The 22,951-nt window shown below is 46.5% G+C and carries 20 protein-coding genes; 7 read left to right on the top strand and 13 right to left on the bottom strand.

Going from position 1 to position 22,951, the window contains the following annotated elements:
* Positions 1-507: 507 nt before the first annotated feature.
* Positions 508-1,344: a sugar phosphate isomerase/epimerase family protein gene (locus AC58QC_RS28145; RefSeq protein WP_497418333.1), complete on the bottom strand. Its 837-nt coding sequence runs from the start codon at positions 1,342-1,344 to the stop codon at positions 508-510.
* A 100-nt stretch (positions 1,345-1,444) separates the two neighbouring features.
* Complete coding sequence (locus tag AC58QC_RS28140) at positions 1,445-2,518, bottom strand: Gfo/Idh/MocA family protein (protein WP_497418332.1); 1,074 nt, start codon at positions 2,516-2,518, stop codon at positions 1,445-1,447.
* Between the two features lie 122 nt (positions 2,519-2,640).
* On the opposite strand from AC58QC_RS28140, the gene AC58QC_RS28135 reads away from it, so the two are divergent.
* The gene (locus AC58QC_RS28135) at positions 2,641-3,525 is read left to right on the top strand and encodes a helix-turn-helix domain-containing protein (protein WP_497418331.1); all 885 of its coding nucleotides are present in this window, start codon (positions 2,641-2,643) and stop codon (positions 3,523-3,525) included.
* A gap of 62 nt (positions 3,526-3,587) precedes the next feature.
* Here the strand turns inward: AC58QC_RS28135 and AC58QC_RS28130 are convergent, their stop codons facing one another.
* On the bottom strand, positions 3,588-4,571 hold the full coding sequence (locus AC58QC_RS28130; RefSeq protein ID WP_497418363.1) for an aldo/keto reductase: 984 nt from the start codon (positions 4,569-4,571) through the stop codon (positions 3,588-3,590).
* Positions 4,572-4,778: 207 nt separating this feature from the next.
* Here AC58QC_RS28130 and AC58QC_RS28125 point away from each other — a divergent pair, with 207 nt between their 5' ends.
* From AC58QC_RS28125 to AC58QC_RS28115, 3 genes are all read left to right on the top strand, one after another.
* Positions 4,779-5,522, top strand: coding sequence for a spermidine synthase (locus tag AC58QC_RS28125; protein WP_497418330.1), 744 nt, complete (start codon positions 4,779-4,781; stop codon positions 5,520-5,522).
* Between the two features lie 95 nt (positions 5,523-5,617).
* On the top strand, positions 5,618-7,174 hold the full coding sequence (locus tag AC58QC_RS28120) for an ABC-F family ATP-binding cassette domain-containing protein (RefSeq protein WP_497418329.1): 1,557 nt from the start codon (positions 5,618-5,620) through the stop codon (positions 7,172-7,174).
* Between the two features lie 249 nt (positions 7,175-7,423).
* On the top strand, positions 7,424-7,747 hold the full coding sequence (locus AC58QC_RS28115; RefSeq protein ID WP_497418328.1) for a DUF5658 family protein: 324 nt from the start codon (positions 7,424-7,426) through the stop codon (positions 7,745-7,747).
* Between the two features lie 93 nt (positions 7,748-7,840).
* Here the strand turns inward: AC58QC_RS28115 and AC58QC_RS28110 are convergent, their stop codons facing one another.
* Entirely contained in the window at positions 7,841-11,104 is a 3,264-nt protein-coding gene (locus AC58QC_RS28110) for a response regulator (protein ID WP_497418362.1), read from the bottom strand.
* A gap of 142 nt (positions 11,105-11,246) precedes the next feature.
* Positions 11,247-12,518 carry an EAL domain-containing protein gene (locus AC58QC_RS28105; RefSeq protein WP_497418327.1) on the bottom strand — a complete coding sequence of 424 codons (1,272 nt, stop codon included), beginning with the start codon at positions 12,516-12,518 and terminating at the stop codon, positions 11,247-11,249.
* Positions 12,519-12,785: 267 nt separating this feature from the next.
* On the opposite strand from AC58QC_RS28105, the gene AC58QC_RS28100 reads away from it, so the two are divergent.
* The gene (locus tag AC58QC_RS28100) at positions 12,786-13,499 is read left to right on the top strand and encodes a response regulator transcription factor (RefSeq protein ID WP_497272442.1); all 714 of its coding nucleotides are present in this window, start codon (positions 12,786-12,788) and stop codon (positions 13,497-13,499) included.
* 172 nt (positions 13,500-13,671) lie between these two features.
* Entirely contained in the window at positions 13,672-14,265 is a 594-nt protein-coding gene (locus tag AC58QC_RS28095; RefSeq protein ID WP_497418326.1) for a hypothetical protein, read from the top strand.
* Between the two features lie 71 nt (positions 14,266-14,336).
* Here AC58QC_RS28095 and AC58QC_RS28090 read toward each other — a convergent pair whose 3' ends face one another.
* The 5 genes from AC58QC_RS28090 to AC58QC_RS28070 form a co-directional block, all read right to left on the bottom strand.
* The gene (locus AC58QC_RS28090) at positions 14,337-14,789 is read right to left on the bottom strand and encodes an RrF2 family transcriptional regulator (protein WP_497418325.1); all 453 of its coding nucleotides are present in this window, start codon (positions 14,787-14,789) and stop codon (positions 14,337-14,339) included.
* Between the two features lie 102 nt (positions 14,790-14,891).
* Positions 14,892-16,178, bottom strand: coding sequence for a voltage-gated chloride channel family protein (locus AC58QC_RS28085; protein ID WP_497418361.1), 1,287 nt, complete (start codon positions 16,176-16,178; stop codon positions 14,892-14,894).
* 70 nt (positions 16,179-16,248) lie between these two features.
* Positions 16,249-16,413 (bottom strand): STAS domain-containing protein, encoded by a 165-nt coding sequence (locus AC58QC_RS28080; protein ID WP_497418360.1) that lies wholly within the window; start codon positions 16,411-16,413, stop codon positions 16,249-16,251.
* Positions 16,414-16,576: 163 nt separating this feature from the next.
* Positions 16,577-16,951, bottom strand: a complete 375-nt coding sequence (locus tag AC58QC_RS28075) for a DoxX family protein (RefSeq protein ID WP_497418324.1) — start codon at positions 16,949-16,951, stop codon at positions 16,577-16,579.
* 293 nt (positions 16,952-17,244) lie between these two features.
* On the bottom strand, positions 17,245-18,738 hold the full coding sequence (locus tag AC58QC_RS28070; RefSeq protein ID WP_497418323.1) for a DHA2 family efflux MFS transporter permease subunit: 1,494 nt from the start codon (positions 18,736-18,738) through the stop codon (positions 17,245-17,247).
* Positions 18,739-18,973: 235 nt separating this feature from the next.
* On the opposite strand from AC58QC_RS28070, the gene AC58QC_RS28065 reads away from it, so the two are divergent.
* The gene (locus AC58QC_RS28065; protein WP_497418322.1) at positions 18,974-19,573 is read left to right on the top strand and encodes a TetR/AcrR family transcriptional regulator; all 600 of its coding nucleotides are present in this window, start codon (positions 18,974-18,976) and stop codon (positions 19,571-19,573) included.
* Positions 19,574-19,643: 70 nt separating this feature from the next.
* On the opposite strand, the gene AC58QC_RS28060 is transcribed toward AC58QC_RS28065, so the two are convergent.
* The 3 genes from AC58QC_RS28060 to AC58QC_RS28050 all read right to left on the bottom strand — a co-directional run bounded on the left by AC58QC_RS28060 (position 19,644) and on the right by AC58QC_RS28050 (position 22,834).
* The gene (locus AC58QC_RS28060) at positions 19,644-22,082 is read right to left on the bottom strand and encodes a heavy metal translocating P-type ATPase (RefSeq protein ID WP_497418321.1); all 2,439 of its coding nucleotides are present in this window, start codon (positions 22,080-22,082) and stop codon (positions 19,644-19,646) included.
* A gap of 14 nt (positions 22,083-22,096) precedes the next feature.
* Positions 22,097-22,297 (bottom strand): copper ion binding protein, encoded by a 201-nt coding sequence (locus tag AC58QC_RS28055; RefSeq protein ID WP_497418320.1) that lies wholly within the window; start codon positions 22,295-22,297, stop codon positions 22,097-22,099.
* Between the two features lie 213 nt (positions 22,298-22,510).
* On the bottom strand, positions 22,511-22,834 hold the full coding sequence (locus AC58QC_RS28050) for a metal-sensitive transcriptional regulator (RefSeq protein WP_497418319.1): 324 nt from the start codon (positions 22,832-22,834) through the stop codon (positions 22,511-22,513).
* Between the last annotated feature and the right edge of the window lie 117 nt (positions 22,835-22,951).

The raw sequence follows: 22,951 nt of genomic DNA, 5'->3' as shown, positions 1-22,951 counted from the left end.
GGATTTGCTGTAGTTAATTTAAGGCAATCCAGCGCAGAGGCTAAATACCGCGAAAAATAACTGGATAAAATCCAGTTATTCGTCTCAAACCGCAGATTTCTCGGAAATTAGCTGGAGAAAATCCAGTTAATTGCACATCAGACTGACCCCAGAGCATCCCCATTGGACAAATACAGTGTTTTCCTTTCCATAAGGCCAAAATTTCCTTCTACATTGGATTTTTCCACTGAAGTTACCCCAAAACGTACAAAAAGGCCTCTTTTTATCCGTTTTGAGTGGATTTATCCACTCAATTTGAGTATTTAGCTACTTTTAAGACCAATCCATTGGATTTGTCCAATGGAGCTGAGTTCTAGTTAGTTGGGGCTGGCGATTCAGAGTCCAGGGGGACGGGGTTCAAGGTTAGGCGGAACGCTCAGGCGAGTGTTGAGATTGGATTGGGTTCGGCCAAGGCAAATGAAAGCTAAAAAAAAAGCGAATCCCGAAAGATTCGCTCTTCTCACTTCCTTACAGTCCCGCCGCGGCATAAACCCTGTCGAAACCAGCCTTAGACCGCTCCACTAAGCTCTCCGGAGAATCCGTCGGCGCTTCCGCCGTCAAGATCTCCTGCGCCACCGCGCCGGTGTAGCCAATACGTTGCAGGCCTTGCAGGAAGCCTGCCAAGTCAATGACGCCTTCGCCCGGGTACACGCGTCCGTTGTCGAGCACTTCCTCCACCGGCACGTCCGGCGCATCGTTGATGTGCACATGCACGATTTGTTCGACGCGGAGCTTCTCGATATCCGCGACAGTTCCACCCGTCGTGTACCAGTGGTACGCGTCGAATAGCAAGCCCACGTTGCGCTCACCGATCGCATCGATCCAATCCAACGTTTCATCGAGTGTCCAGATGAACGGATGCTTCCACTGTGTCCGCAAATGATGCGGACCCACGAACTCCAGCCCTAGGCGGATGCCGTAGGCGCCTAGGATTTGGGCGCACGTGCGCAGTCTGCGCGTCGCGAGCGCCATGAAGTGCGCTGCCCCTAAGTCCGTGGAGGGCAGCACGTAGGTGCAGCAGCTCGTGCAGCCGAGCGCTGCTGCCGCTTCCGCGGCTTGGGCTAGCTTCGGCAGCCCCGCGCGGAATGCCTCTTCCGTGGTACGCCATTCCACGGGCAAACCGATGGACCCGACGACAAGTCCGCGACTCTCTAACAACTCCCGCGCACCAGCAACGGTGTGCGTTTCTACGAGGCTCACAGCGTCGAGATCGACCGCTTGGAATCCATATTTTGCCGCTAACTCTATGAATTGCTCGTTGCTCTCGATCTTGCCAAGCCCTGCTCTTGTTAACCCTCTAAGCATCGGATCATCCTCCAAATGTTTGCTAATTCTTTGGCTATTTTCTGCTTGCTTTTGTGGCTGTTCTTTGCTTGCCCATTACCTACCCTATTGCCAGCCTCGACTAATTCCAGTTCAGCTTAACCTCACTACCTGTACGCGAAGACTCATAGATTGCATCCAGAATCAAATTGTTCGTATAACCTGAAAGTGCAGAAGTAATCGGCTGTTTGCCTTCACGAATACAAACTAAGAAATGTTGGCTGAGACGTTGGCGCTCTCCTTCATCATTCTCGGGCTTTTTCAGCTCAGTCTCGATCGCACGGTTGAATTTTTCGGTCAGCAATTTACCTGTTGGTCCCTTGTAGCTTGCTCCACCATCAGATCCCATGAGGTGTACGAACGGTGTGTTGTCCGTATCCATGTGCACCGCCCAGCTCACTTCAAGTGTCAGCGTACTGCCATCCTCCATACGAATCAGCGCCGTCGCCAAATCCTCAACATCATAAGTCCCGTTCCAGTTCGGTTTGCCCCATGTGCCAATCCCTTTACGGCGCGGTCCGAACTCGGCATACGTTGCACCAACGACGGATACAGGTTTCGGATTCCCCATCAAATAGAGGGCAAGATCCAGCATATGAACGCCGATATCGATCAAAGGACCGCCACCAGACTCATCCATTCTCGTGAACCAAGTTCCCCAACCAGGAATACCTTTTCGGCGGAACCAGCCGGTTTTGGCTGTGTAAATTTTGCCTAGCTCGCCCGCTTCGACCTGCTCTTTAATTTGCATCGGAACGAATTCCCAGCGCATTTGATGACCGATCATCACAATCGTATTCGACGCTTTGCTTGCTTCATATATTTGTTTGGCCGCTGCGGCGTTAATGCCCATTGGCTTCTCGATAAGTACATGTTTGCCCGCTTCAATCCCTTGTACAGCAAGGGAAGCATGATATTGATTCGGTACGCCAATAATTACTGCGTCGACTTTATCGCTCTGAATAAGCTCCTCAGGTGTGGCTGCCACATAGGCAATGCCATGCTCTTGTGCTTTCGCCTCAGCTAAAGGCAAGTACGCATCCGTTATCGCCGTGATTTCGCATTGATCCGCCAGCTTCGAAAACTCACGAATATGAACACCGCCAATATTTCCTGCACCGATAATGCCAATTCTAATTTTGTTAACGCTTTCCACGATTCGTTCCTCCTCATAAGTACACGCTGTTGACCCTGCTTTTATGATAAAATAAGTTCGATAAGAAGTCGTACCGTATATTCGGAAAACGTCCCATTTTTTCGAAGGAGCCCTGAGTAACCATGACGTATTTTCCAGATTATTTGAAAACATACCCCAACATGCACTCTCCTTTTCCGTTTCACCTTAGTAGAAATACATTGGAGCGTGGCTTTCGCGCACATCGCCATGATTTCCTTGAGTTCTCTTATGTGGTGGAAGGAAGAGGCGCAGAAACGATAAATGATGTGAAACACACGATGGCACCGGGAACTTTTACCTTTGTGCTGCCTTATCAGGTGCATGAGATTTTTACGGATCCGGGTCAAAAGCTAGTTCTCTTCAACGGCATGTTCAGTATGGATCTGCTTATGGAGCCAGGGAATGATCAAGGATTATCTAATTTATTTAATGACGCTAACGATCTGCCTGCCTATGTGCAGTTTGAAGAGGCCGAGCAGAGGCAGATGACAGCACTCATCGAAGATATGTTTAAAGAGTATCACGGGGATGAGCGCTACAGGCAGACCCTGCTGAAGGCCAAATTGAAGGAGATTCTGATCCGCTTCGATCGACATCGCTTTCAGCACGTTGGACAAGAGGCTGTGAGCATGGTCAAAACCACATCCAAAGCCAGCCAAGCCGTGTGGCCTATCATCCATTACATACATCGGAATTACCAAGAGGATCTTGCTTTATCCGATCTCGCTGCACGCTTTACGATGAGCGTCTCACGCATTAGCGAAGTTATTAAACAGACGACAGGGCAAACCTTCGTTCATTTCTTGCATGATCTGCGTCTGCGCCATGCCTGCAGTCTGCTAGTTTCCACCGACATGAGTGTCACGGAGATTGCGTTGGAGGTTGGTTATGGCTCGTACAAAACCTTTTCGCGGATTTTCCGCGAAAGTAAGGGCATCGTGCCGAAGGAGTATCGGAAGGTAGAGCATGGTCGTGCAGTGACGTAGGTCGGACTGATACATCGCCAAAAAGCCCCCAACTCACATGGTTGTGATTGGAGGCTTTTTCTTTATTTGTACAGCACCTGATTGGATACATCACTGATTTGCTTTAATTCCTCTTCGGTTAGTGTGAATTGCATGGCCTTCACATTTTCTTCCGCATGATGCGTTTTCGACGCACCTGGGATAGCAAAAACCGTCTCCCCATGCGCATGGATCAACCAATTCAGCGCGATCTGTGTTGGAGACGCATCATACAGCTGAGCAAGTTCATCTAACTTATCGATCAGCGGCTTTGACTTCTGGAGCCCCGCATTGCGGAAGGCAGAAGTGAATTTGCGCGGACCTTTGATCGCTTTCACCAGCGCTGGATTCTTGTGAAACTTACCACTCAGAATCCCCTGCTCCAGCGGTGAATACGCGATAATTGCAATCCCCAGTTCTTTCGCAACGTCCATGATGCCATTGTGTTCGATGCGGCGATCCAGCAAGCTATACTTCACTTGGTTGGAAATGAGACGAAGTCCATGCTCACGCAGAACGCGGTCGGCTTCACGCATTTTGTCCGCAGAAAAATTGCTGACACCCACGTTCTTGATTTTGCCCCTCTTCACCAGCTCAGCCATCGCGTTCATTTCCTCACGAACGGACGAAAATGAAAAAGGCTGATGCACCTGATGCAACTCGATCGTCCGGTTCTCCAGCAAGCGAATGCGCTCATCGATGGTGCTCGTGATGCTGCTAGCCGTGCGCAGCACAGGCCACCATTTCGTAGCAATGTGTGCTCCTTCAGCTAAAGGTCCCGCTTCGCGCAGCGCTTCTGCCAGCATTTGCTCCGATTGACCTTTGCCGTAAACCTCCGCCGTATCAAACCAATTGATCCCGCCCTTGAGACTGGTTTGAACAATGCTTCGCACATCTTCCTTCTGCAGCACCGGCCAAAACTTGCCAACCATCCCCTGACCGTTGCTGAATTGCCAGCAACCCAGTCCGAGTGGTGACAAGGCCAAAGTCGAGCTGCCCAACTGCCTGACTACTGCTTTCCCCACCATACTTTTCACCCATTCCTTGCTATGATGTGATTCTCCCATTGATTATACACGATATCCGTTGGAATCACCCGACTCGCGCGAGGGGGTTCGGGGTTCCAGTTGCTCTTGGGGTCCACACAGCCGCCCTCAGCTCCCACTCTCTAATCGCACTCTACTAGACTATGTTATACTGTCCTCATACCTTATTATCGAAGGAGTTTAGGACCCTTGAACGTGCTATACAAGGAACAAACCGCCCACCATGACATAACCATTTATGATACCAACACCTTTTCGGATCAAAAAGGGAGCTTCCGCGTCTTGGAGTTTTCCAATCATGCCATGCAGGGCGCGATGGATTTGCAGCATCCGGAGCGTATGCTTTTTGAATATCCACGGGCGATGATTCATCTCATGCAAATGAACGCCCCACACTTCCAACGCGTGTTCCTAATCGGTCACGGTATCGGCACCATCGCTTCCCATCTGAAGGAGAAACGGTTCACCGTTGCAGAACTGGACGAGCATGTCGTGGCGCTAAGCAGGCGCTTTTTCGGCTACAGCCAAGATAATGTGCATATCGGTGACGGAAGAGAGCTTCTTAGAAGCGTGCCTCCACGCGCGTACGATTACATTCTTGTTGATGCGTTTACCGAAAAGGGCACTCCCCTGTCGTTAACGTCATTAACTTTTTTCCAAATGGCACAAGAAAAGCTCGAAGCCGAAGGCGCCATCCTCTTGAACCTCATGGGCAAAGGTGAGCATGATCCGCTCCTCGCAGCCATTCATACCACGCTTAGCGAGGTATTTAAGTACGTTAAAGTTTATAAACTTCCGGCCGAGGGGCGCCGCGATCTGCAGAATATCATCCTGATGGGTCAAAATAAGCCGATCACCTGTCAGCTTCGCCACATGGCAGGCTTCGCAGAATTCCAACCAAGCTATGGGCATATCCTGATGGATGAAGCCTAATTTCCTTATTTTATTCACCTGGGGGAGTTGTTTGCTTCCTATCGTTTATAATAAAATGTAAGAAGAAAAAAAGTTCAATAGAAAAGGTGTCATTCATGAGCATATTAAATGTAGAACGACTTAGTCACGGCTTTGGAGATCGCGCGATCTTCAACGATGTATCCTTCCGCCTGTTGAAAGGCGAGCACATCGGACTCATTGGCGCAAATGGTGAAGGGAAATCCACCTTCATGAACATCATTACCGGCAAGCTGCAGCCGGACGACGGGAAAGTCGAATGGTCCAAGCGCATGCGCGTTGGTTACCTGGATCAACACGCGGTGCTGAGCAAAGGAATGACGATGCGCGATGTCCTCAAAGGAGCATTCCAATATCTGTTCGATATGGAACAAGAAATGAACGATATGTACGGTCGCATGGGCGACGTTTCCCCTGAAGAGCTGGAACGCTTGCTCGAAGATGTAGGAACGATTCAAGATACATTAACGAATCAGGATTTCTACATGATCGATGCCAAAATCGAAGAAACGGCTCGCGGTCTGGGTCTGACAGATATCGGCTTGGATAAAGACGTGAATGATTTGAGCGGCGGACAGCGTACGAAGGTTTTGCTTGCGAAGCTGTTGCTGGAGAAACCAGATATTCTGCTACTTGATGAGCCGACGAACTATTTGGATGAGCAGCATATTGAATGGTTGAAACGCTATCTGAATGAGTACGAGAATGCCTTCATCCTCATCTCACATGATATTCCGTTCTTGAATAGCGTTATCAACTTGATTTACCACATGGAAAATCAAGCATTGAACCGCTACGTTGGCGACTATGACCATTTCTTAGAAGTACATGAAATGAGAAAGTCCCAGCTGGAGTCCGCATACAAGCGCCAACAGCAGGAAATTTCTGAGTTAAAAGACTTCGTTCAACGTAACAAAGCGAGTGTGGCTACACGTAATATGGCGATGTCCAGACAGAAGAAGCTCGACAAGATGGATGTCATTGAGCTTGCCAAAGAAAAACCGAAGCCACAGTTCAACTTCAAAGAAGGACGTACGGCAGGTAAGCTCATTTTTGAAGCGACGGATTTGGTTATCGGTTACGACACACCATTATCCCGTCCGCTTAACCTGCGCATGGAGCGCGGGCAGAAAATTGCACTCGTCGGTGCCAACGGGATCGGTAAAACGACGTTGCTGCGCAGCATTTTAGGCGAAATCCCTGCTTTAGCCGGTTCTGTGCATAAAGGAGAAAACCAGCAAGTCGGCTACTTCCAACAAGAAATCAAAGAATCCAATAACAACACCTGTATCGATGAGGTTTGGAATGAGTTCCCTTCGTTAAATCAATTCGAGGTTCGCGCGGCGCTTGCCCGTTGTGGATTAACGACGAAACATATTGAAAGCAAAATCGTTGTGCTCAGCGGCGGCGAGAAAGCTAAGGTTCGCCTTTGCAAGCTGATCAATCGCGAAACGAACCTGCTTGTGCTCGATGAGCCGACGAACCATTTGGATGTCGATGCGAAGGAAGAACTGAAGCGTGCGTTGAAAGCATACAAAGGCAGCATCATCCTGATCTCTCATGAACCTGATTTCTATCGCGATGTCGTGACGGAAACATGGAACTGTGAGTCTTGGACGACGAAAGTGTTCTAAACTACTACGAGAATCCCCCTCGATCTTCATAAGATCGAAGGGGATTTCTTCATTTTCGGCTTGTGAACTGAACACGAACTGAACTCTGACTATCTAACGCCTCAAATCTGGACAAACTCACCCCGCAATGATACAATATGTATCAATAGAAAGATCAATAGAAAGTTACGTTCTACGCTTCTCCCAACACCTTATCCCTGCCCCACGAACGCATACATCCGAATTCAGCCACGGAAAGCGAGGAACTGTATGCTTGTTTTGCGATCCTTATTTCAGAGTAAAATGCTGGTATTGCTGCTCATTCTCTGCTTCTCCGACGCATTATTTACCGATATAGGCCTGCAGCTAGACCTCATTCAAGAAGCAAATCCGTTCATCCGCAGTCTCTACGAATGGCATATCATCGCTTATTATCTCGTGAAGCTCATATTCCCTGTTGCTTTGATGTACATGTTTCCTTATATCCGCCAGAAATTCTGGGTACAGCCCTGTTTAACCCTTACCGTTTTTATTTATGCCGCCATCAACGTGTATCATTTCGTTTGGTTATCTTTGCTACTCATCGCATCTTAAACATAGAGGCCTGATGTACGTCAACCGACTCACTCGGTTTCAACGTCAACATCAAGCCTCTCGGTCTGCTAGCTTGCAACAACTATCGCGATCTCAACGAACCCCACTTACTTCCACTGCCTCACTGCGCATTCCAACAATCCCGTCGATTTCAACCTGTATACGTTTCAAAATAGGGAAGATATCCTTTGAATCGACCCCATTTTCCAGCTCTTTCTCCATAGCGAGTACTTCCGCCACTAACCCTTCCGCATAGAAATTCACGGCAATCCCTTTCAGCGTATGGATCTTCCTTTTCACTGCGGCCAGCTCCCCGCCAATGATAAACGGAGTGATCTGTACATTGAAGTTACTGTAATCTTGCTTGAATTTCTCCATCATATATTGGAAAATATGCAGCTTATGATCGATATTCCGCATCAATTGTTCCGCACCAACACCTTGATATTGGTTAAGCCAGTACGTCTGCTCCCATTTTCCCAACATGTCAGTCAGCTGCCGTTCCGTAATGGGCTTAATGAGCAGATCATTCATTCCCAGCTTCAGAAGCTGCATGCGATCCTGCATAAGCATATTCGCGGTAAGCGCTACGATAGGCACGAGATTTAAGCTCTTACGCTGCCTCAGCTTCTGTGTAGCCTCATAGCCGTCCATCTCTGGCATATGAATATCCATGAGAATGAGCTTCCACGTCTGCGTCTCAGCCACTTCTAATGCTTCTAGACCATTCTGTGCCATCACCGGGTGATAGCCTAATTGTATTAATAACTCCGAGATGACGAGTTGATTAATTTCATTATCCTCGACCACGAGAATGTTCCCTTTGGACGCGATGACCTGCTTCTCCAATGGGTGAACCAATAGACTAGGCTCCATTTCGACATGTCTTGTCTCACGCTGAGCTAACCCTTCGATGGCAATCTTCAGGTTGGCTCTGCTCACTGGCTTCACGAGCACAGCATCGGCCTGCAGAGCTTCCGGCAGCTCTGACATCTGTTCCCTGCCATCGAGTGTCGTATAGGCAATAATCTTCGTACGTGAGCGGTCAATTGGAGCCATCACTCGCTCTAGCCCATCTTGATACTGGAAACCCTCCATTTGCATATCAAGAAGCACATAATCAACCGGCGCGGCATTCCAGGCATCTTGCTCTAATGCGGCTACCAAATCTGACGCTGCCGTTACAATGTCAGTCTGCAAGTGCATCGCTGCCAGTAATTCAGCCATATGCTCAGCAACAAGGGGATGATCCTCCGCAATCCGAATTCGCTGATTCTGCACTGACCTAGACCTCGCATGCATCACACCAGGCTGCGCTTCCTCTTCAGGATGAGCTTTTCCTAGCATCAGGCTGAAGTAGAATCGGCTACCTTGGCCAAGGGTGGAATCCACCTGCAAGACACCGCCCATTGACTGCACCAAATGCTGGCAAATAACAAGCCCTAACCCCGTCCCGCCATATCGCCGACTCATCGACGTATCCGCTTGTGAGAAAGGGACGAACAGCTTCGAGAGCTGCTCCTTGGAGATACCAATGCCGGTATCCTCCATGGCAAACGAGAGCAAGTAACCCTCATCTGACGTTTCCTCCAGAGCGACTTTCAACCTCAAATAGCCCCTTTTGGTAAACTTAATGGCATTATTCGTTAGATTAATGAGCACCTGCTCTAAACGAAACGGATCTCCACTAACAAGATTAGGGAGGTCTTCGGACGTATCAAGCATGATCTCGATTCGGTTCTTTCCAAGTGCAACACTCGCAAGATCAGCTACCTTTTGGAGAGATGACTCTAAAGAGAAATCTACTGTCTCTAATGACATTTTGCCTGCTTCTAACTTCGAGAAATCAAGAATATCGTTAATCGTAGCAAGTAGAACATTAGAGGAGGAATCTATTTTGCTCAAATAATCCTGTTGAATCGTCGATAGCTCTGTTCGTTGTAAAAGCAGTGACAGACCGATGATCCCGTTCAGCGGCGTACGTATTTCATGACTCATTCTAGCTAAGAATTGACTCTTGGCTCTATTGGATTGATCCGCTTCTTCCCGCTTCTTCAGATCCGTAATATCGTGGACTGTTCCCGTTACGCCGTCGATCTCTGTTTCCCCATCTGTAAATAGGGGGGACAACGTGACATTATACGCATGCTCCGATCCGTCCGGATGGAGAAGATGAATACCGAACTGCTGCGTTTTCCGCTCCATGATCGTTTGTTCGAAGCACATATCCCATGTCTCAGGCTCGTCCATCTGAACCAACTCTGTTAGCAGTTTCCCTTTTACTTGGTCGGCATCCATGTGGTATGTAAGATACATTTTACTGTTTGACGAGGCAATTGTGCCATCCAAACGAAATCTGAATATGAAATCCTCTGAATTTTCGACCAGGGTCCGATACTGCTCATCCCTAGCTCTCGCTTTAATTAAAGCTGCACGGTGCTCCGTTACATCACATGCAGATCCAATTAACTCCGTCACATACCCGAATTTATAGATTGGCTGTAGACTTACTAGGATCGTAAAGCCATTGTGTTCATACTCGTAATTAACGCGTTCACCCTGCCAGGCCTTCTCGTAGTATTGCTGGATTTGAGCCACAAAGGATGCATTGAACACATTCACATCGCTAATTTTTTTGCCAATAAATTGACTAGGGTGTAAACCCAACATCTGCAGCAGCTGTCCTTCAATAACAATGTAAACGTATTCATCGCGGTGTTTATGCAGCTTAAATGTGAATCCGGGCTGAGAACGCAGCATATCAATAAGCTCTTCCTCTACTTGCCGAATCTGCTGCTTATACTCCCGATTTCGAACCAAATATCGCATGAAGCAAGTAATAACGAAAACGCATATCAACTGATAGCTAATGTATTTCCAAATGACATCAAGTGACGTCCCGAATACCAGCCAGACCATCGCATAATAAAAAACAAAAAAGAATGTCGATCCATACAACCATTTCATCCAATAGGAGCTTATATTGGCAAATATGATGCCCGTTCCTGTAATCGCTGCGATGCCAATCAAGAGCAGTGGCAACGAAATCGTACCTTCCACTATGAATCTCCCTACCCATAAACAGACAAAGGTAATGAATAAAGAAATCATGCCTCCCATATAGGCTGCCAACAACAAACCGACACCGCGGAAATTCAGACTTACTTGTGGAGCCATTGGAATACTGAAATTCATCAGAACGACCACAAGCGCCCCATGTGCCAACCCTATATAGACTTTATTTAACCAAGTTGGCCGTTGATCAAGCTTCATAAGGAGAAAGAAATGTTCTATAAATACGACAAAGACGGTTATTAACGCAAAATTGATAATCAAATCACGTAACAGAGGAATCACCAACCCGTTTCTGACTCTAGTGAGAAAATCTCTATCGAGGCAATCCAACGATGAGCGGCCACGTTTAGATGTATATCTTATCGCAAATCGGATTGCTGTATTGGGTGCCGAAAACATATACTTCAATATTCTACCACTTTAATTAGGCTAGTTGAAACAACATTTCTTCGATATATCCAACTTCAACTGGCTTGCTATAGTAATACCCTTGAACGAAGCGGCAGCCATACTCGCGTAATACCTGCAGTTCTTCCTCTGTCTCGACGCCTTCCGCAACAACGGTAAGATTCAAATCCTTAGCCATTGTCAGTATGGTATTCACGATGACCGCGTTCACTTGACCGTGTTGTAAGCCTTTAATGAAAGATTTATCAATTTTCATTTTATCCACAGGGAAATCACGCAGATATCCGAGTGAGCTGTATCCTGTACCGAAATCGTCCATAGCAATGCGGAGACCCAGTTTCTTCAGCTTCCCAAGCGTATCTGCGGCTAGTCTGGCATCCACACTTAGACTCTCCGTAATTTCGAGTTCCAAATACTGGGGATCCAGGCCAGTTTCCTTTAGAATCCCTGCAATGGTCTTGCTAAGACGGCAATCATTGAACTGTTTTCTAGATAAATTGACGGCTACGAACATAGGTGGAAGACCTGCCAGCTGCCATTTCTGGTTCTGTTTACAAGCTTCTCGCAGCACCCACTCCCCGATCTCGTGAATGAGTCCACTTTCTTCTGCGATCGCAATAAATTCCGCTGGGGGTACATTCCCTAAATAGAGATTATCCCAACGAAGCAGACACTCCATTCCGACAATACAGTTCGTATCGATATCTACGACAGGCTGATAGACGAGCTTAAACTCTTGCTTAGGTATCGCCTTGCGTAAATGAAACTCAATATCCATCCGTCTCTGCAGTATTGCCCCATTGATAAATGGAACACTAACCTGCGAGTTGTCCATATGTCCTTCTGCATGCTCTGCTGCGGGATACACACCTTTGACCCCATTTTGAACAGCCACTTTACACCGCTCTAGGAAATAGGTAATGACCCCCTCACCATCCAAACCTGAAGCCAACATTTCTTTATGAAAATAATCAACTGCACCAAATCGCATCGCTTGGATAGTCTGAACGGAGCCTTCTGATGTGTGAGTACTCAGCATAATCACTGGAATAGGACTATGATCCATGATCATCTGGAGTGTCGTAAGTCCTAATAAATCAGGTAAGTCCATGTCGATAAGAACCAGATCTGGCTTATCGCTTAACATACATGCCAATGCGGCACTGCCATGCGCTACAATTCCTGTCAGTTTGAGCTGTTTATCCTGCTTCAATATAGTCGTAATGACCTCCTGAGTATGCTCGGATATACTCACCAATAGTACTCCGCACCTGCCTGTCAGACCCATCTTCTCGCCACCTCTTCAAGCCATTCTTACTTATAACCTCATTGTACTTTCCACTTATTAGGTTACTTCCTTAAGTCCTATGAATTTTACACCTATTTTTCGCTAATAGTTTACTAATAATTTTTATGTTTTCTGAATTGAAAACGGTTTACTCTTAAAATTCGACAGCGTATAATAGAATTATTAGCTAAATATTAGCAATATCACTCACCTCATCACTTTTTACGAATTTCAAATTAGAAAACTATGCGTTAGGGGGGACTTCTAATGGACAGAGTTCTATTAATTGAGGATGATGATATAATCGGTGAGATGATCTGCATGTATCTGAAAGAGGAAGACTTCTTAGTACTCAGGTGCCATAACGGACAGGAGGGTCTAACGGCCCTGCACGATTTCCAGCCAGATCTGATTCTACTTGATCTTATTCTTCCCGACTTTGAGGGTACAGAGCTATGTAATTCCTTGCGAGGACTAACACCTGTTCCGATTATTATCATCTCTTCAAATTCCAAAGTCAGTGAGAAAATCGAAGCCTTTACCGTTGGAGCCGATGATTATTTATGCAAACCATTCAGTATGCATGAAATGAAGGCCCGTATTCAAGTCTTACTACGTCGCTTCAAGAAGGAACTACCCGCCGAGCAGCAGCCTGCACCACCTACCCCGATTCGCCAACGGATTACAGTTCCCGCTATGGAGCTCCAAATTAATTTAGAGAAACGCACCTTGCACGTACGAGGCGAATCTATCGAAATGACCTTCTCTGAGTTCGAGCTCATTCGATTGTTAGTTGAACATCCTGAACGGGTTTACCGTCGCGAAGACCTGATCAATGCTTTACGCGGTTTCGATTCCTACATAAATGAGCGTGCGATTGATGTACATATTACGAATTTGCGCAGGAAAATTGAGATCAATCCCAAAGAGCCAAAATATATAAAAACCGTATGGGGCGTAGGCTATAAATTTGTAATCTAATTCAACTAAACATTGACCCGATCCGTTATTGGATGGGGTCTTATTTTTCGTCTGTTCTTATAAAAAATAGAAAAATTGGGTTTACATTCCATCTGTTATCCGTTATTATTGGGGTTCTGAACACCGCTGCCGCGGTAACTATAACTATGTAACTTACGGGTGAGGTATTCGTATGCACAATGATAAGTACATGAGGAAGCTAAGTCATGAATCAAACGAATTATCCAATGCGTCATCATCAGACACCCCAGAGCAAGTTGAAAGCAGAACGGAAGATTCGCTAGAGGCTCTGAAGAAGGTTATCTCTGAAGCGGAAATCCCCAGTCATCTCGATGTCATTCATGTGGGGGAGAACGATATCCATATTTTCAGTTCCACAAGTGAAACCCCTTATTCCATTCCAAACGGTATCCTCGATCTCAACCAACAGTTCAATCTACGGAAAGCTCCAAACCAAAGACAGATTGCGATGTGTATCAAATGGCTCTCTTGTCGCCTGCCGCCAACCTTACAGACTTTCGCTTGTATCGGCACTGGGCTAATCGCTCTGCGACAGTCGCCCATTGAGCTTGAGCAGGATCGGTATTGCCTGCGAGATGATTTTATTCTGTTTGCCCAGCAAACCGCCCTTCAAGATGCTCACACCCTTGCTGCCGATTCCCATTCCAAGCCCGCGTGGGTGCAGGAGATCGTTGCCTTACATTGTGTGATTCTAGCCGGATTGTTCAAATCAGGCGCTTCCAAATTCATGCCATATACCTTGTAGCATGCCAAATAAAGAAAGCGCATGCCCCCTTCGGTAACATGCGCTTGTTTATTTAGGAATTGCGAACTTCATTACTCCTCACTACACGGTTTCTTAAAGAACTCAACACGATTCATAACCTGGGTAATCGTGAACTGACCTAGGTAATCAATTGTGCGCTGTTCGGCTTCCGTTAATATTTTCTCCAGCTCTGCATCCAGCAGTTCACCTGCTTCACCACAATCAGAGCCGCCTTCGGCCTCAACACATCCAAGACTAACAGCGGAGTATATATCTCCAAGCGTAATCTCTTCGGCCCGTTTCCGCAGCATATAGCCGCCTTCGCGCCCGCCTTTGGATTCAACGAGCCCTGCATCTGCGAGTGACTGCATCACTCTGCGCATGAAGGTTGCGTGTGAATCCACTTGACTCGCGATCGTCGCACTGGATAGAAGGCAACCACTGTTAGCTAACCAGACAATGGCATGAACAGCTATTTTGAAACGTGGAGGACCTATGTTCACTCCGCGATTGGCAGTACTCACTCGACACACTCCTATTGATCCGCAGCATCGTCAATGCCCAGTTTAGTACCTTCATTATAGCATCACGAAGAAGCGCAATAAAGTCACTTGATACAACCCGGTTCAGACCTTGCGGTCTGCCGGGTTATTTTCATTGCTCTTCACCTTGATCGAAGCCAGTGTTGCACCCTCAGGTACAGCATGTCCTCTCGATTTAGATAATCCAATTCGCTGTGACGTGTAAATCCCTGTATGGCCTGAGAAGAGATAGCTCACAACACATGCCATGAACATATAGATAATGCCTTCGGAACCGAACAGCTCAATGCCCATGATAAAGCAGGCGAGAGGCGTGTTCGTTGCCCCACTGAATACTGCGATAAGTCCAAGCGCAGCTAAGAAAGGCGCGGATAGCCCCAACAAATCGGCAAGCGAATTGCCCATAGTGGCGCCAACGACGAACAAGGGGGTCACTTCCCCACCGAGATAGCCCGCTCCGAGCGTAAGCGCGGTAAAGATGGTTTTCCACAAGAACGCCAAATGGGCCACTGGAGCTTCGAACGATTGCTGTAATAGCGGAATACCCAGTCCGAGGTAATCCCTCGTTCTGAACATCGCAACCAACGCAATGATAACGAGACCGCCGACGAAGGCTCTCCACACAGGGTTGGCGAATAGCCGCGTGTACAGCTTTTTCATCCCATGGGTAAGCTCGCTAAACAAGATACTGGCTAAACCAAATAGGATAGAAGCAAATACCAACTTGAGAACAACCCCTGTGGATAACACAGGTACGGCCCCCATGGCATAGTGAATATGGTGAATCCCCCACGCAGTGGTGACCAGATTCGCTACTAAGCTGGCGATAAAGCAAGGGATCAGCGCCTGATACCGCATCATCCCAATCGCGACCACTTCCAAGCCGAAGATGGTTCCCGCAAGCGGCGTTCCAAACACGGAGCCAAACCCACTGCTGATGCCGCACATGAGCAGGATTTTCCGATCATTTTCGTCCACTCTACATAATCGCCCAATCCATTCGGCAAAACTTCCCCCCATTTGAACAGCAGTCCCTTCGCGGCCGGCCGATCCCCCAAATAGGTGCGTGATTAGTGTCCCGATGAGCACCAAAGGTGCCATACGGAATGGAACCGTCTCCTTGCCTTCATGCAGTTGTTCGAGGATCAGGTTATTCCCCCTGCCCGAATTTTTGCCGATTTTCAGATAGACATAAGCCATCAGCGCCCCGCCTAAGGGTAAAAGAAATAACAACCATGGATGGTTCACCTGCTTCTGCGTAACAAGATCTAAGCTGGCTAGAAACAGTGCGGAAGCTGACCCCGTTATCACCCCTACGAGACTCCCATAGAAAATCCATTTTACTAATGAACCAATAAGTGCAACATGCATGAATTTAACGGCATACTCGAATGCCTTAGGACGATATTTCAACGTAATTCTCACCCCTCATGGAAAACACCTAGTGCTGCAGTGGTCCGATTCGATCCATAAGATGCTTACTTTCCGCGTTCAAGCCAATGATCGTAACGGTTTTGTTGATTTGTTCGTATATTTGCATGGTTTTGGCAATCGCCATCACGGCCGAGTGATCCCACACGTGAGAAGTGCTGAAATCAATTACGATACCTTTCAGTCTCAGAAAAGTCGGGTCCGTTCGTCAACTTGTCTCATTATACACAAATCGCAGGTATCCCTCTAGACCTGAGTTCTGGTGATCTTCCCATACAAAGAAAAAGCACAGCACCCTCCCGTTAGGAGAATGCTGTACTCGATGTTGCTGCTAACTATTAGTTAAAACCTGGGAAATCGGAAAGATCCGATACGTTAATGAAAAATAAAATGAAAGCTAAAATGCCAATAAGAATGATCGGAAACGTGTCTTTCAACGAGTCCTTCACGCGAACGTGGGTGAGTATTCCCCCGATAGCTGTAATACCAAGCAGCAGTGCTCCTGCAGCGACCCAGCTCGGCTCCCAGTAACCGATAATTAACGCTGCTGCTGCAACGAATTCCACGAGCCCTGTGACAACTCTGAACCATTGCGGCAAATGCCATTTCTTAAAGTTCTCAACGTGCATTTTAGAGCCCGAGATCTTGCCCAAACCCGCCATTAGGAAGGCAAGCGCCAATAACGATTGTAAAATAATCGAAACGATATTCATTTTTTAACATCTCCCTTTTCTAATATGTTATAAATAATAGGCATCTTACGGGCTAGTAGATTCTCCGTAAAAATCGTGACGTTCAAAGTAGATGTGTCCCTTCTCTCTCCATAAATATGTGCCTAAATTAAGCGCAGTATAGTTTATAAAAAATGAGCTGCTAAACTGCAACTCATATAAGCACATTATAGGTCATTGGTGGGTATTTGACTAGTGCCAATTTATAAATTGCAAACACAAAAGAGCTTCTCCCACTTTACAAGGGAGAAGCTCTTTATACTTATCTGTTCTTCCTACGTTGCACTAACGGATTTCCGGTTTGCAACGACTTCTGTTACCTCTTCCTCCGCTTGACCTACACGTTTAATGAAGAAGGATAGCAGCAGTCCGATCACTCCGATTACAATAATAACGAGATAAGAATCATTAATGCCTTGAATAGATGCCTCTTTAATCATTTCCTTCGTAGCAGTCGCTGTTTTACCAGCCGTCATCATCTCTACGAGATGTGACTTGGTTCTGGTTGACATAACCGTGACCAACAGCGCGGTACCTACGCCACCTGCCACTTGCTTAATGGTATTCGAAATAGCTGTACCATGCGCATTCAGTCTTGCTGGCAATTGATTTAGACCCGCCGTAGTGATTGGCATTAAGAATAGTGCCATCCCGAAGCGTCGACCTGTCGACATGAGAACTAAATACGTATAACTTGTAGAATCCGTCAAATTGATGAATCCAAGCGTGGTTATGATCGTAATGGCCATACCTACAATAGATAACCACTTTGCTCCGAACTTATCGAACAGTTTACCAGCCACTGGCATCATTAAGCCCATAAGCAGTGCTCCAGGGAGCATAAGGATACCTGACTCTAAAGCGGTATAGCCGCGAGCATTTTGCAAATACAACGGAAGCAGCATCATATCGGCATACATAACCATGGTAACTGCAATGTTGATTAACGTCGTCAGGGTAAACATGTTGTGTTTGAATGCTCTAAGATCTAACAGCGGGTCTTTGATAACCAGTTGACGCCATGTAAATAGAATTAATGCAACTACACCGACAATGATAGATACGATAACTTCCGCACTGGACCAACCCTTGCCACCAGCACTGCTGAAGCCGTAAAGAAGGAAACCGAATCCGATAGTGGAGAGAACGGCACCCCACACATCAATTTTGGGATATTGACGTTCAGAGACATTTTTGAGGTAGATAAACGCGACAGCAATTACGATGACTACAAATGGAATAATGCCATAGAAAAGTGTACGCCATGAATAATGCTCCAAAATATAACCAGCGACAGCAGGACCAACTGCTGGGGCAAAAATGATAGCCAACCCTACCATTCCCATCGCAGCACCGCGTTTATCTGGCGGATAGATCGTTAGGATAACGTTCATAAGAAGCGGCATTAGAATACCTGCCCCAGCTGCTTGAATCAGGCGGCCTGCCAACAACATTTCAAAACCTGGCGCCACCGCTGAAACAATGGTACCGATGAGAAAAATAATCATGGAAGCTTGGAAAAGCTCACGCGTCGTAAATCGCTGCATGAGGAACGCGGTTATCGGAATCAAAACGCCGTTAACTAACATATAGCCAGTGGTCAGCCATTGACCTGTCGAAGCGGCAATATCAAATTCGACCATAAGCTTAGGTAAGGCAACGCTCATAATCGTCTGATTCAGAACGGCAATGAACGCCCCCAGAATCATAACAAATAGAAGGGGACCTTTCTTAATAGAACTAGGATCAAATGCTGCAATTTTACTCATTTCACATATTCCTTTCAATTTCGACTTCAAACTAATTTACAATGTGTTGTATAATAAACTTGATGTAAATAGTATTATAGTCATCTCTCCTTATGTTCACAAGCAACAGCTTTTTTATAAATGTTTATTAGTTTACATTTCTAATAGATTTGTCGTCTATCCATCACATTATCTACAAAGATTGCAGAAGTTGTCGTATAGCACATATGGGGAAGAAAGGAAGGAATGGTCGCTCATGTCAACAAAATCAAAACGAATAGACCCGCGTGTACTCCGTACGCGTCAATTGATTCGAGATGCCTTCATCGAATTACTTCAGGAGCTTGAGCTCGAGAAAATAACTGTAAATCGCATCGCGGAGCGCGCGACGATTAATCGCGTTACCTTCTATCTTCATTATCAAGATATTCCCGATATGGTTGATAAGTTGGCTGAAGACATGATTAACGAAATCCATGCCATCTTGAAGGAAGCTCCGGACCCGCCTGGTTTTAATATGCAGATCATATTGAATATGCTTGAGCATATTGCGGAGAATTCAAATTTCTACAAGGTTCTGCTTGCTTCCAAACGTATTCCTGTATTTACGGAACGGCTCATGAAGCTGATCGCTGATTTTATCACCCAACGAATGAACAAGTTAGAGGCATCCTCTACATTGAATATTAAGGTTAAGAAGGATATCGCGATATGGTATGGTTCCTCGGCCATCATCGGCACAATCGTCTTCTGGCTGCGCAATGATTTACCCTACACACCGGATTTCTTGGCTGCACAGCTCGCCGAATTACTCCATCTTCCTCAACCAGAATCGACGGTACATCCCAAGCCATAATGTCATCCATGTACCAAAAAAGCCCTCGATCCCTCCATTTGGAGGAATCAAGGACTGAAATAGTTTACGATTAGCTCCGAATCTTCACACGTTGAAGACGAAGTGCATTAAGAACGACAGAGACCGAACTTAAAGCCATTGCCGCGCCTGCTACCCAAGGGGCTAATAGGCCTAGCGCGGCAATTGGTATGCCTAATGTGTTATAACCAAGCGCCCACACCAAGTTTTGTTTGATGTTGCTCATCGTTTTACGGCTCATGTAGATGGCATCCGGAATACTCGATAGGTCACCGCGCATCAACGTCACATCTGCAGCTTCCATGGCCACATCCGTGCCTGTTCCGATGGCCATCCCGATATCCGCCGTCGCCAGCGCTGGGGCATCATTAATACCATCTCCCACCATCGCTACTTTCTTTCCTTGCGCTTGCAGCTTCTTCACTTCTTCTGCTTTTCCTTCTGGCAAAACCTCGGCACGTACATGATCAATACCCACTTGAGCAGCGATTGCCTTAGCCGTCCGTTCGTTATCGCCCGTGATCATAATAACCTGAATACCCATATCCTTCAGTCGGCTAACCGCAGCCTGTGAAGATTCTTTGATCGTATCCGCAACAGCTACTATACCCCTGTACCCTTTATCAATAGCAACAAGCATAGCTGTTTTACCTGACTCCTCGAGCTTCGACATCGTGTCGTAAGCATGCTTCGCATCTACATCGAATTTCTCCATCAGTCGTCGGGTCCCGATTAAGAGCTCCTTACCCTCTACGACAGCTTTAATGCCATATCCCGGGATCGCTTCGAACGCTTCTATCTCTGGCAATTCAATGTTTTTCACTCTAATGCCTGCAACGATAGCCTCAGCTAGGGGATGTTCCGAATTTATCTCCGCGGCGCCTACAAGTCTCAGGAATTCCGCTTCGTCCCCTTCAGCGTATACATCGGTAAGCTCTGGCTTCCCTTTCGTTACCGTACCTGTTTTATCTAAAATAACCACGTCAATGCGATGGGTTTGCTCCAGATGTTCGCCGCCTTTGAACAAGATACCTAGTTCGGCTGCACGCCCTGATCCCGCCATAATCGAAGTCGGTGTTGCTAAGCCAAGCGCGCAAGGACAGGCAATCACTAAGATAGTAATAGCTTTCTCCAAAGCCCCTGCAAAATCGCCCGGTGTCACAACGAAATACCAGACTAGGAAAGCAATTAGGGAGATCCCCACAACAATGGGGACGAAAATCCCCGAAATGACGTCGGCCACCCTTTGAATCGGTGCTTTCGAACCTTGCGCGTCTTCGACCACTTTAATAATTTGTGCCAGCGCTGTTTCCTTCCCGACCTTCTTTGCTTGAATGCGAAGCATCCCGTTTTTGTTGATGGTTGCCCCTATAACAGCATCACCAGGCTTCTTTTCCACAGGAAGACTCTCACCAGTCAGCATCGATTCATCCACGGAGGATAAACCTTCAAGCACTTCCCCATCAACGGGTACTTTATCTCCCGGACGGACTAACACAATATCCCCTGCTATTACTTCATCAATTGGAATGTTGAGCTCTATGCCTTCACGGATAACCGATGCTGTCTTCGCCTGCAGCCCCATTAAAGACTTAATCGCTTCCGATGTCCGACCCTTAGCGAGAGCTTCCAACAATTTCCCCATGATGACTAGAGTAATAAGTACCGCGCTTGTTTCATAATACAAAGACGGCGCATGATGCATGCTGGCGTCACCGATAAACCAATCGATCGTCAAATACAGACTATAGAAATAAGCAGCTGAGGTCCCCAGTGAAACCAGTACATCCATGTTGGCAGAGCCGTTTCGCAGCGCTTTATAAGCACCTTCATAGAACTGTTTTCCAATGTAGAACTGCACCGGCGTTGCCAGAATGAATTCTAACCACGGATTCATGAAAAATTCGGGAATCCATATCCATGTGGTAAACGAAAAGTGACTGACCATCGTCAATAACAACGGGAGTGACAGAATGGCAGATAACAGCAGTTTACGTTTTTGCTTTTTAATCTCTTGTTGCCGATGCTCCGACGGATCGCCTTGCTCTTGTTTAAGGACTGCTTTATAGCCGAGCTTCTCCACCCGCTTCTGCATATCAGTTACGGTAACATCAGCTGGATTGTACACCACATGGGCGACTTCCATCGCAAAATTAACCGTGGCTGCTCTCACACCTGGCAACTTATTTAAAGTCTTCTCAATCCGTTGAGCACAGGCCGCACATGTCATGCCTTCAAGCTGCAAATCAACGGCTTCCTTAGCCGTATCATAGCCAAGCTTCTGAATACTTTGTTCCATCTTAGCAACATCAATTCGACTAGGGTCATAAGTGATCGTTGCTCGTTCCATCGCGAAGTTGACATTGGCTTCCGTGATCCCTTCAAGCTTGTTTAAACCCTTTTCAATTCGATTGGCACAGGCGGCGCATGTCATTCCTGTAATCTGCAGTGAGGTTTGTTTAGTCGTATCTGCTGCATTAGCAGTTCCCATTATCAACACCTCTTTTAATTAACGTCGTATCCTTGTTCTTCAATAGCTTCCTTAATGGCATCTTGCGTTAGCTTATTTTCATCAAACTCCACAGTCACCGTTCCATTCGCTAAGTCAACTTTCCCAGCAGCACCTATCGTTTTCAAAGCACCTTCAACGGAATTCACACAGTGGTTACACGACATACCTGCTACTTTTAACGTTACATTTTGCATTGTTCATTCTCCTTTATATGTTTGATATGAAATTCATCTTTGAAAAAGGTTCCCGAACTTCAGTATTGCCATCTTGAAAATGTTCAACAACCTCGGATTAAATTTAGTATACCCCCCTACCCTATATAAAGTCAAGGGAATCATTAAGATTAGGTTCATTTATCCTTATTCATAATAAGAAAAAATCCGGAGTACTTGCACCCTCCAGATCCGTCACTTCATAAGTTTATTAATCGTTGTTAATAATTCTGTAATCACATCTTCATCGCCTTCTTGGATGCGATCGATGACGCAGCTTTTCATGTGATGCTCAAGCAATTGCTTACTCACCCCATTGAGAGCAGACTGGATCGATGAAATCTGATTCAACACATCGTCACAGTACGTATCCTTTTCAATCAGTCCCTTAACCCCTCGTATTTGTCCCTCGATTCGGTTAAGACGAGTGATCAGGTTACTCTTAGCTTTGTCGGAATGGTGGCTCTTTCGTTCACTTGAAGTTGCACACATGTCGTGTGAGTTGCTCTCTTCCGTCATCACAATCACTCCCTATTGATTGCATTTTATCATAGCCCCCCACCCTATGCAAATTGGCAAAAGCGGCACTTAGGCATTACATCTATAAGATCCGATTCCGTAAGTGAAAGGGACCGG

Source organism: Paenibacillus sp. J22P51, assembly GCF_059692215.1.
This window is presented reverse-complemented; position numbering and strand designations above follow the sequence as displayed.